This is a genomic window from Candidatus Similichlamydia epinepheli, from assembly GCF_003056015.1.
In genome coordinates, this window is the sequence record NZ_PPEU01000165.1 from 1 (window position 1) to 9,748 (window position 9,748).

Sequence of the window (9,748 nt, forward strand, 5' to 3'; positions counted from 1 at the left end):
ATTACTCCGCAGGAATCAGGTTAAGTAATCAAATCGGCTGTGTACGGGGGGAGAAAGCAATGACCTTGGATAAAGTGAACAATTATCTGAAATGGATCAGGTCTCTTTTTGGAATCACCTTCTTGCTCTTCGAAGTCACAATATGAAACTAGTCCGCATATCTCGATAATTCTCTTTAAGCGAAGTTCTCCCCATCGCCCTTTTAAGTTTGGATTTTTAAGTACATCTTTTAATTCTTTCGTTTCTTGTTGTAGCGCTAGGCAATGTGTTGCTTGAGATTTAATTTGCTCTGTTAATCGATTGCACGTTCCTATCCAAGATTCGTTTGAGGAGACATGCAAAGATTTAAGCTGTTCTAGTTCTTTATGGACGGGCTGGAGAATATTTTGTATGCGTAGTTCTCGGTTATTCCAATCTTGACGATCTTTTTCTACTATAGCATTCCACTGTGTTCGAAATTCATGAAAGAGAGTTTCTTGAGTCGTGCGAATTGTTTGATTAGACAAATTTTTAATTTGTTGTTCTAATTCCTTTTGAATAAATTCCTTTTCTCTGTCTAAGGTCGCACTTGAAACTCTTAAGTTTTGTAGTTCTCGATCTTTAGTGATCAATTCTTGTTTGTATTCTTCACACAAAGACTCTTTTAGCTGTATTCTTTCTTTTAAAATGGCAAGTTCAATTTCACATGTTTGGAGAGAAGATTCTAAATTAACCTTTCTCCGCAATAAATAGGCTATCATGGATAGCAAAGCAGTTGACAATAAGCAAAACGCAAACAGAGTCATATATTAAGTATGTCTTGATTTTTTCTCTTCCTCAGATTACTACTCCGCAGGAATCAGGTTAAGTAATCAAATCGGCTGTGTACGGGGGGAGAAAGCAATGACCTTGGATAAAGTGAACAATTATCTGAAATGGATCTATGGTCTCGTTCTAAGAACAAATTATTCCGATCTCTTTCAAGATCTATTAATATTTTTCTTAACCTTCGGTTGTTTTCGACTGGTTAGCTGGGGCGCAAAGTTATTTCTAGGCAAGTTGAAATGCCCTTGGATTCATACTATACTTAAGCCTCCAATGGGAGATATTTTTCCATTCGCTAGAGCAGTTGCTCTATATATGCTTTGTAAGGAGCTAGACTTTGTTTATTGGCTAGATCTCCCTATTTCGTTTGGCCTTGGATTTATGATATTTTTCCGAGGATGTTCTTTAACGGTTTCTCTGTTAGTAGATGTTGTTTCTAGATTCGTGCGAAGGAAGTATCCATCTGCAGAAGATGATTTGATTGAACCAATTACAATGATCATAAAAATTGTTGTTTGGTCTATCGGAGGAATACTCGCTTTAGACAATTTACAAGTCAATATTACAGCTTTAGTTACAGGTTTGGGAGTTGGTGGATTAGCAGTGGCATTTGCTTCTCAAAAAGTTTTAGGAGACATTTTTAACTTCTTTGTTTTGACGTTAGATGCGCCATTTAGGATTGGTGATACTATTCGTGCAGGCAATCAAATCGGAACTGTAGAATATATAGGCATTAAAACTACACATCTTCGTTCGACATCAGGAGAACTTCTTGTCATTCCAAATTCGGAGCTTACCTCTTCCTGTTTACAGAACTTCAAGAGGATGAGTCGCAGAAGGACAATAATAGACTTTGTAATCTCTCCAGAAACAGATCTCAGTAAGATAAAAAAGTTAAGAGAATTTTGTCAAAAACATCTAAGTGAGTTGGATGGTGTAAAATTTGACTATGCTTTCGTTACAGGTTTGAAAGGAGCTGGGTGGAATTTTCGGATTGCATTTTATGTTTTGTCTAAAGATTACAATGTCTTTCTTGAGGTTAATCACTTATTTTTTTTCCATTTGCTGGAATTTGTTGAAGGGGAAGAGATTTTCTTGCGATTCGTTTGACCCATTTCGAATAGATAAAGGAAATTCCATAAAGAGAAGCTAAAAGTAGGGCTGTAGCACCTGTTGGAGGGGTATTTGTATGTAGGCTTATAAATAGTCCTAGTACTGAAGATATTACACTTATGAAAAGTGTGACAATCATGGATGAGAGAATAGTTTGTTTGGAAAGTTTTTCAGATATCATGGCAGGCAAATGAAGAAACGCCATTACGAATAATCCACCAAAAATAATCGTCAAGATGGAAACAGTGATAGAAATGAATGTCATGAGAAGAAAGTCGAGTCGTTCCACCTGTATTCCATGCAAGCGAGCAATATCTTCATCAACTGTTCTGCACACAATTTGTTTATGAAATATGAAGCCAAATGAAAAAATTAGGGCACTAAGAATAAACACTTGTTTTATCTGAACGTTTGAAACCCACAGTATATTACCCAACATATAACGACTAAGTTCTTGTCCTGAAGATGGAGTTTTTGAAAGAAGTATCGATCCGATTCCACTTCCACTAACCCAAATTGCGGTTGCCATTGCTTCTTGACTTGCAGAACTTTCTTTCCCAGCCAGTGAGAGAAGTAACCCGCTCAAAACTGCAAATCCCAAACATGTTATTCCAGGAGAAATCCATTGTAGATGGACAACTTTTTGTAAGTAAATTCCTAGGCCAAGACCAGCCACAAGACCGTGTGAAATCGATGCAGATAGATTGGAAAGCCGTCTATAGACGATGTAACTGCCGATAATACTTGTGCAAAAGCTACATCCTAACGCTGCTATTGTCGCCCGCAAAAAAAAAGGACTGTTTAATCCGAGAAAGTCGACCCATTGCATCATGAATGAGCCCCTATTAGAAAATGAGAAAATACTTCTTCCTCTCTAAGAAGAAGGCCATTACATTGGACGCAAAGATAGTCAGTACATAGATTTTGTAAAAGCTCTCGATCATGCGAAGCAATGAGAACAATTACATTCTTTTTCATTCTGTTCAAAATTCCCATAATAGCACGTTTTGATTGTGGGTCGCTGTTTGTGGTCGGCTCGTCAAGAAGAAGTACATCTGGATCTTTAACTATGGCTCTAGCAAGTGCAGCGCGTTGCAATTGTCCTCCAGACAGATCGAAAACTCTTTCTTCTTGTTTATCTATGAGCTCAACAGATGCAAGAGCTAATTTGGCCATTTCTATTTGTTGATTTGACAGTCTCCATCCTACTGTCCTTTGCGATGTATGTCCCATTGCTACGAATTCAAGTGTTGAAAGAGGTAAATCTGATTCTCTTTCTAAGTTTTGGGGAACATATCCAATTGTGCTTTTCTTACCCATCAAATGAACTTCACCTTCAGTTGGAGAGAGAAGTCCAGCCACAATGCGTATAAGGGAAGTTTTTCCCCCACCATTAGGACCAATCAATCCCAAAGGATTACCAGGAGTAACTTGAAAGGAGATTCTAGATAAGATCTTCCTGCCAAGAAAAAGGGACAAATTAGAGACTACCAGACCAGTATTCTCTACATCATTCATCCGTTTTCCTCACGTTTTTGAATAAGAGCCTTAGCAAGTAATGTAAGTTGCTCTAGTACATCCCTAGAATCAGGATTGAACGAAAAAATTGGCACATTCAAATTCTCAGCTAAAGCTCTACTTAATCCTTCATGATGACCTTCGATCATTACCAAAAGTGAAGGAAGTGATTCATCTACATTTGTCACTAACTTTTCCAAATCTGAAAATGAAGGTTCGTATCCATTGGCATCGAATGAGAGATAGTCTATCTGAAATTCATTACAAAAATAACGCAATGCATCGTGAGAGCAAATAATAGAAAACTCACTACTGCTTAATAGGTGCTGAATTTCTCTCTTTGTCATATCGATCTTAGATAACACTCGAGAAAGATTTTCTTTTAATTTTTCCTCTTGTTCTTGAAAAATTTGGCACAACTTTTCAGCCATGAATTCTACTTGATCTCTTAAGCAAGAAAGGCTTAGCCAAAAATGTGGATCACTAGAATTACATATTGAAGATCCGTCCCTAAGATCTACATAAGTGACACTATCAGAAATAACCGCAAGTATCGATTCCTCAAGGCAATTTCCCACACCAAACCAAATTTTTGAGTCCCTCATCATCTCCAATTTTACTGGTGGTATGGAAGAAAGATGATGTCCTTCTCCAGGCTGAAGGAGAGATCCTACTTTGGCAACATCTTGAGCTAACTCTTCTGTAATCCAAAGATAAGAAGGGAGTGTTACCATAATTTCTTCCGATATAAGATGAGTGCTAGTTGCTATCATCCACACTAGGAGCAGACATAGATTACGCCACTTTCCTTTCGAGCTTTTAATAGGCATAAAGACTTCCCTTCCCCAAAGGGAAGAGCCTAGCACAAATTGAGAAACGCATTCTACACTATTCTTGAGGGAAATCTGACCTCTTCGTAAAATCTTTTCGAATCTGAGGAGAAGTGTCCGAGTGGCCGAAGGAGCACGATTGGAAATCGTGTATGCGCGAAAGCGTATCATGGGTTCGAATCCCATCTTCTCCGATAGGGTAGTTCACTCTGAACTGTTTTACCAGCATTTCATCTGAGCGTTTGATTTTCTTTTGCTTTAAGCAGGGTGCTTTCTGTTTGTATTTTTAATTGATAGGTATTACTGGTAAAACTCTGGCTCTGTCGTGTTCTTTTGTACTTTATGGGGATTTAGTTGTTGGTGTCCTATGGTTTTCTACGACTGATTGAGTTTGTTCAACTTGTGGATGTCTGAGAGTAACTTGATGCCTCAAAAGATTAGAAAGGGGGGGTATATTATATGTCGTTGCGTTCTGAAGAGATTGAGAGGTTTAGGCTCATTCTTCTCGACATGCGTGCCCGTTTGACTAAGATTCTGCAAGGATCTACTCAGGAGGTTCGTGTACCTGATGAAACTAGGGGTTACTCGCAACATCAGGCTGATGAGGGCTCACATGATTTAGATCGTGCGATAAGTGTTGAAATGACTGTTAAAGAGTTTGCTTTGTTGGGAAGGATAAATCGAGCGTTGGAAAAAATTGAAGAGGGGTCTTACGGGATTTGTGATATTTCCGGAGATGCGATTCCTTTTGCTAGGTTGGAAGCTGTCCCGTATGCGGTTACTACTGTGAAGTCACAAGCAGAGTTGGAACAAGCAACAGAAAAACAACAAAGGATGTCGTGAAACAGGCATAGAGGTGAGCATTTAATTTTTTATTCTGTTGTAAATCGGCATCTATTTCAGCATGATTCCCAACTTGTCTGGATATGTTGTGGTTTTATGTTTTCGGTTAGGTCTTCTTTTTATTTGAATTACGGTTGTGCATTAGGTTATTTTTCGCACCATTATCATGTTCTTTTTTTACTTCGTTTGATGTTTCTTGTCTGTTTTTTTATGTTTGTTAAAGAAGAACAGTCTTTTTTCAAAAGGATATTAGCTTTTCTAGCGTTTGTTGGTGGATGTCAAAATCTGATTTGCTCTGTGATTTTAGGCGGGGTTTTGGATTGTTGGGAAATTTCTTTTGGATCATTTGTGTTGAATTTGAATGAAGGGGATGTGTTCCTTTCTAGTTTTTTTATCTTTTCTTTTTTGCAAAGTTTTCGACTGAGAAAAATAAGTGGATGATAACAATCGTGTTCCATTTCATCTTTGGTTAACTAGCACGAATAACCCAAAGTTAAAAATTGCAAGTAAGCTAAAAGATCAAAAACACAGAAAAAAAGCTGGTCTTTTCCTTATCGAGGGGTATCGTGAATTATCACGTTATTTGGAAGGAATAGAGAGTATAAGTTTAGGTTTTAGTGCTCCCAAGTGGGTATTTTTTTGCTCAGAATTGTTTTTAAATAAAGAAGCATTTTTTCTACTTGAGAAGTTTTCCTGCATGGGCAGCAAACTTTTTCAAGTTTCTTCTTCTATTTTTTCTTCTGTTCTTTCTCATAGAGACCGTCCAGATGGATTGTTAGCAGTTTCTCAAATACCAAATCGTGATTTAACAATTTGGACTCCAAATCTTGCAGAAAGAATAGCTGTTTTAGATCGGATTGAAAAACCTGGGAATCTAGGTGCGATTTTGAGAAGCGGAGATGCTGCGGGGTTGCAAGCCATCATATTAAGTGATCCAATTTCTGATATTTGGAATCCTAACGCTGTTCGATCTAGTTTAGGGGCTTTATTCACTGTTCCTGTCTTTCATGATAGTTCTCATAATATTTACGATTGGTTGAAAAAACAAGGCTACCAGCTTCTCGCAACAAAACCTAGAATCGGTAAGCCTCTAAAGGAAATTGATTGGGCAAAGCCAACAGCCTTTCTTATTGGATCTGAACAATTTGGATTAAGTTCTTTTTGGATGGATAGGTCGGACTATTTCGTATCCATACCAATGTTTGGTAAAGTTGACTCGTTAAACGTTTCTACTGCTGCAGCAATATTTTTTTTCGCCCCCTTGATTTAGAATAAGTCGAGCTTACTCTTCCTCTTTCCCGAAATCTCTCCTGGGTGTAGACTCACACACTTTCTTGTTTTTCCTACACTATGGGGACTTAGCTCATTTGGTAGAGCACCTGATTTGCATTCAGGGGGTGAGGAGTTCGAGTCTCCTAGTCTCCATAGCTTTTTTTGCGGCTATAGCTCAGTTGGTTAGAGCGCGACACTGATAATGTCGAGGCCCCAAGTTCAAGTCTTGGTAGCCGCACGTTTTTATATCCTAATTTTCTGCCAGACTGTTTTTTATTAGTTGTTTTCGTATGATTGCGCCTTCTCCTCTTTTGCTCTTCATTGAGGCTTTTTTATGGAAAGTTCTGACGAATCTCCCTCTATTGCCGAACAGGGCAAGGGTATAATTGTTTACAAAGTTGGTGAACGACAGTACGTTTTGGACGAGGCTGCTGCTAAATCAGCTTTTTTGCAGAAAAGAGTCATTAATGGTAGAAATTCCTCTGAATTCAATGTTTTGCCACTGAAATATTCTTGGGCATACGAACTGTACAGAAAGATGGATGCCAATCATTGGATTCCTCACGAGATTCCGATGTTCGATGACGTTGCACAGTGGTCAAGTAGCGATTATTTGAATCCTGTAGAACGCAATATTGTAAAATTTGGTCTTGGTTATTTCTCCGCATCAGAAGGACTGATTGGAGATTGCGGCTACTCTGTCATTCGTGAAAATTTGTGTGCTCCTGAGTTAAAGATGGTCATTGGGAGGCATGTTCACGAAGAGAACATACATACCGATTCCTTGCTCTACATGATTTCTTCTCTTGGGATCAATCCACACGAAGTTAACGCTATGTTTCTGTCTTTGAATTCGATTAAAGATAAGAATGAATTGATTATGTCGGGAATGCCATACCTAAAGAAAGACATTGATTTGACAAAGACTGAAAACAAAAAGCTTTTTGCCAAAGCAATTTTTTCTCTTACTCAGGTGATGGAGGGTGCACAATTTTGGGCACTATTTTTGCCAATATTACATCTTTGTCGTTTGGGAAAGATGCCTGGTGTTGGACAAATGTTTCGTTATACCTTGCGAGATGAGACCAATCATATAGAGTTAGGGCGCTGTCTTCTTTTGGATCTTTTCCGTGAAGAACCAGATATTTTGGATGATGTTTTTGTAGAAGAATGTTCTAACTTTTTACTACAAGCAATGGATACGGAATTTTCTTTTGTAGATGATTTATTGCCTCAGAGCCTTCCTGGCCTTTCTCCTAACGAGTTGAAGAAGTTTGTTTGCTACAATGCTAATAGGAGATTAATAGGATTGGGATGGGATCCTGTTGTTAAGTTTGAGGAGGAAATTGTTCTTGAGAATCCATTAGACTGGGCATCAGAGGTGATTTATCTTAAGAAAAATGAAAGTTTTTTTGAGACAAGGGTAACAGAGTATTCAAAAGCGTCAGAATTACGTGGTGTTGATGAAGAAAGCGACCTATTTGAAGGTATCAACTGTTAAATTTAGCTATATGAGTGGGTTATGACAAACACAGATGTTTTCTCTAAAGTTGGAACGTCTTCTACTAACCCTCATGATAATTTGTGGGATTATTTATCATCCAAGTTGCTAGTTCCAGTAGATCTCCCTTTAATTCAAGCTGATCGAGATATTCTTGCATTTGATCTTGTACGTTTTGTGAAAAAAGTTTCACATATTCTTTTTCGTGGTGAAGATGTATCGGTTTTTTCTGGTGCAGATGCATATCGTGTTCATTTTTTGATTGTGAATGTTGCTAATAGAATTTTAGCTGAAGTATGTGAGCTTGGTCGAAATTGTTTGGAGACTGGCCATCTTGAGGAAATTATTCGTTCTGCATCGCTTTCAGTTAAAAGTGAGAATTTTATCTTCCCCAAGGTTGTTAGAGATGATTCTGTGCCTGCATCATCAACTGAAAGATTATCAGTAGTTTTGCGAAATGGTCGAATTGTTTCTTGGAATTCTGATAAGGTTTTTAAGGCAGTTCTCAAAGCAATGTTGGCGAAAAATATGCATGGAACTGACGGCAGGGAATTGACAGCTGATATTTTAACTTGTGTTGAGAAGCAAGCGTGTTCAGTGGCTGATCGTGTGACAAGTCATATTTTAGAGCAGGGAAGAAGTCGGATTTATCTTGAAGAGATCCAAGATTGCGTAGAGTTTACTTTAGATAGCATGGGCTTAACTAGTTTAAGAAAGTTATATGCTTCATATAGAAAGGAGCGTTTTTTGCTTAGGAAGAGTCAATCACTTGAATCAGCTGGTTCGTTTTTGTCTGATCTCGTCACATCAGATCTTCTTGCTAGGATAGAAATTGCTTCTGTTGGTCTTTCTTTGCCAAATTCTCGAGATGAATTAGCACAACATATTGTTCGTACGATGAATGTTTCTATGAATCGTAGAGAACGAGCTCAAACTGTCTTGCTTAATGCGCGGACTCTGATTGAACAAGATGAAAGTTATCGATTTTTTGCAGCTAGAATTTTGCTAACTTTTATTTATGAAGAAGTTTTGGATTGGTCAGTTCAGGATGGAATGGTTGCGTTGAAAGTAGCCCATGTTAATGGTTTTCAGCGATTTGTCGAGAGAGGTGTAGAAATCGGCCTTCTTGATAAGCGTTGTTTGAACTTTAACCTTTCATATTTGGCCTCTTTCATCAATCCATTAGGAGATTTTCAGTTCGATTTTTTGGGCATTTACACTCTTTATGATCGTTATATGCTGCATGAAAGAGAAGTTGATGATTTAACTTCAGGCACTCCTATTTTGAGTCACTCAAAAAAGAGAAGGATAGAAGTTCCTCAATACATGTGGATGCGTGTTGCGATAGGATTAAGCTTTCTTGAGAAAAAACCAGAAGAAGCAGCTGTTTCCTTTTATTCCCTTTACAATAGCAAACGTTTTTGTTCTTCGACTCCGACTCTTTTCAACTCTGGAACTTCGCACCCACAATTATCATCTTGTTTTGGACTAACTTGTTCTGATGAGATTGCGTCATTGCATTCGGATGAAAGTAATCGTTTTTATCCGACTGGTATTTTTGGACTTTATTCTGAATGCGCAAGAATATCTAAGTATGCTGGTGGTCTTGGCGTAGGATTTTCTTCTGTTCGTGGCAAAGGATCTTTAATTCGTGGCACAAATGGATTGGGATTGGGAGTTGTACCTTTTCTACGCATACTGAATGACTTAGCACTAGCTGTTAATCAAGGTGGAAAGCGTCGTGGGGTTATTTGTGCATATTTGGAAACTTGGCATAACGATCTTGAGGAGATCTCACATTACAAGGATCTTTAAATGTTATCCAAGGATGACCAGTCTCGAATAACATTTCTAACATCTTCTTCCA

The 9,748-nt window shown here is 38.1% G+C and carries 10 protein-coding genes and 3 tRNA genes; 9 read left to right on the forward strand and 4 right to left on the reverse strand.

From position 1 onward, the window contains the following. Window positions 1–20: 20 nt before the first annotated feature. Window positions 21–785 (reverse strand): DNA recombination protein RmuC, encoded by a 765-nt coding sequence (gene rmuC / locus GCCT14_RS05175; RefSeq protein ID WP_108624475.1) that lies wholly within the window; start codon window positions 783–785, stop codon window positions 21–23. A 97-nt stretch (window positions 786–882) separates the two neighbouring features. Between rmuC and GCCT14_RS05180 the strand changes: the two genes are divergently transcribed. Beyond that, window positions 883–1,914, forward strand: coding sequence for a mechanosensitive ion channel family protein (locus tag GCCT14_RS05180; RefSeq protein WP_108624476.1), 1,032 nt, complete (start codon window positions 883–885; stop codon window positions 1,912–1,914). On the opposite strand, the gene GCCT14_RS05185 is transcribed toward GCCT14_RS05180, so the two are convergent. Genes GCCT14_RS05185 through GCCT14_RS05195 form a run of 3 tightly spaced genes read right to left on the reverse strand, consistent with a single transcriptional unit; the run spans window position 1,844 to window position 4,265 of the window. Beyond that, entirely contained in the window at window positions 1,844–2,746 is a 903-nt protein-coding gene (locus GCCT14_RS05185) for a metal ABC transporter permease (protein ID WP_157952659.1), read from the reverse strand. The genes GCCT14_RS05180 and GCCT14_RS05185 overlap by 71 nt on opposite strands. Beyond that, window positions 2,746–3,435: a metal ABC transporter ATP-binding protein gene (locus GCCT14_RS05190; protein ID WP_108624478.1), complete on the reverse strand. Its 690-nt coding sequence runs from the start codon at window positions 3,433–3,435 to the stop codon at window positions 2,746–2,748. The genes GCCT14_RS05185 and GCCT14_RS05190 overlap by 1 nt, the downstream gene beginning before the upstream one ends. Next, the gene (locus GCCT14_RS05195) at window positions 3,432–4,265 is read right to left on the reverse strand and encodes a metal ABC transporter solute-binding protein, Zn/Mn family (RefSeq protein ID WP_157952660.1); all 834 of its coding nucleotides are present in this window, start codon (window positions 4,263–4,265) and stop codon (window positions 3,432–3,434) included. The genes GCCT14_RS05190 and GCCT14_RS05195 overlap by 4 nt, the downstream gene beginning before the upstream one ends. Before the next feature lie 107 nt (window positions 4,266–4,372). On the opposite strand from GCCT14_RS05195, the gene GCCT14_RS05200 reads away from it, so the two are divergent. From GCCT14_RS05200 to GCCT14_RS05235, 8 genes are all read left to right on the forward strand, one after another. Then, window positions 4,373–4,459, forward strand: a tRNA-Ser gene (locus tag GCCT14_RS05200). A 265-nt stretch (window positions 4,460–4,724) separates the two neighbouring features. Then, on the forward strand, window positions 4,725–5,108 hold the full coding sequence (locus GCCT14_RS05205) for a TraR/DksA family transcriptional regulator (RefSeq protein WP_108624480.1): 384 nt from the start codon (window positions 4,725–4,727) through the stop codon (window positions 5,106–5,108). A 96-nt stretch (window positions 5,109–5,204) separates the two neighbouring features. Then, on the forward strand, window positions 5,205–5,549 hold the full coding sequence (locus tag GCCT14_RS05210) for a signal peptidase II (protein ID WP_108624481.1): 345 nt from the start codon (window positions 5,205–5,207) through the stop codon (window positions 5,547–5,549). Next, window positions 5,542–6,378 (forward strand): RNA methyltransferase, encoded by an 837-nt coding sequence (locus tag GCCT14_RS05215; RefSeq protein WP_108624482.1) that lies wholly within the window; start codon window positions 5,542–5,544, stop codon window positions 6,376–6,378. The genes GCCT14_RS05210 and GCCT14_RS05215 overlap by 8 nt, the downstream gene beginning before the upstream one ends. Before the next feature lie 82 nt (window positions 6,379–6,460). Beyond that, window positions 6,461–6,533 (forward strand) — tRNA-Ala (locus GCCT14_RS05220). A gap of 11 nt (window positions 6,534–6,544) precedes the next feature. Next, window positions 6,545–6,618: transfer RNA gene (locus tag GCCT14_RS05225), tRNA-Ile, on the forward strand. A 96-nt stretch (window positions 6,619–6,714) separates the two neighbouring features. Then, window positions 6,715–7,881 carry a ribonucleotide-diphosphate reductase subunit beta gene (locus GCCT14_RS05230; RefSeq protein WP_108624483.1) on the forward strand — a complete coding sequence of 389 codons (1,167 nt, stop codon included), beginning with the start codon at window positions 6,715–6,717 and terminating at the stop codon, window positions 7,879–7,881. Between the two features lie 21 nt (window positions 7,882–7,902). Further along, window positions 7,903–9,696 (forward strand): ribonucleotide reductase N-terminal alpha domain-containing protein, encoded by a 1,794-nt coding sequence (locus tag GCCT14_RS05235; protein ID WP_108624484.1) that lies wholly within the window; start codon window positions 7,903–7,905, stop codon window positions 9,694–9,696. Window positions 9,697–9,748: the final 52 nt, after the last annotated feature.

Bases quoted from the DNA above. Each gene is read 5' to 3' on its own strand.
- GCCT14_RS05235 (WP_108624484.1), top strand. From the start codon at position 7,903: ATGACAAACACAGATGTTTTCTCTAAAGTTGGAACGTCTTCTACTAAC.
- GCCT14_RS05185 (WP_157952659.1), bottom strand. From the start codon at position 2,746: ATGCAATGGGTCGACTTTCTCGGATTAAACAGTCCTTTTTTTTTGCGG.
- GCCT14_RS05190 (WP_108624478.1), bottom strand. From the start codon at position 3,435: ATGAATGATGTAGAGAATACTGGTCTGGTAGTCTCTAATTTGTCCCTT.
- GCCT14_RS05230 (WP_108624483.1), top strand. From the start codon at position 6,715: ATGGAAAGTTCTGACGAATCTCCCTCTATTGCCGAACAGGGCAAGGGT.
- rmuC (WP_108624475.1), bottom strand. From the start codon at position 785: ATGACTCTGTTTGCGTTTTGCTTATTGTCAACTGCTTTGCTATCCATG.
- GCCT14_RS05195 (WP_157952660.1), bottom strand. From the start codon at position 4,265: ATGCCTATTAAAAGCTCGAAAGGAAAGTGGCGTAATCTATGTCTGCTC.
- GCCT14_RS05180 (WP_108624476.1), top strand. From the start codon at position 883: ATGACCTTGGATAAAGTGAACAATTATCTGAAATGGATCTATGGTCTC.
- GCCT14_RS05210 (WP_108624481.1), top strand. From the start codon at position 5,205: ATGTTTTCGGTTAGGTCTTCTTTTTATTTGAATTACGGTTGTGCATTA.
- GCCT14_RS05205 (WP_108624480.1), top strand. From the start codon at position 4,725: ATGTCGTTGCGTTCTGAAGAGATTGAGAGGTTTAGGCTCATTCTTCTC.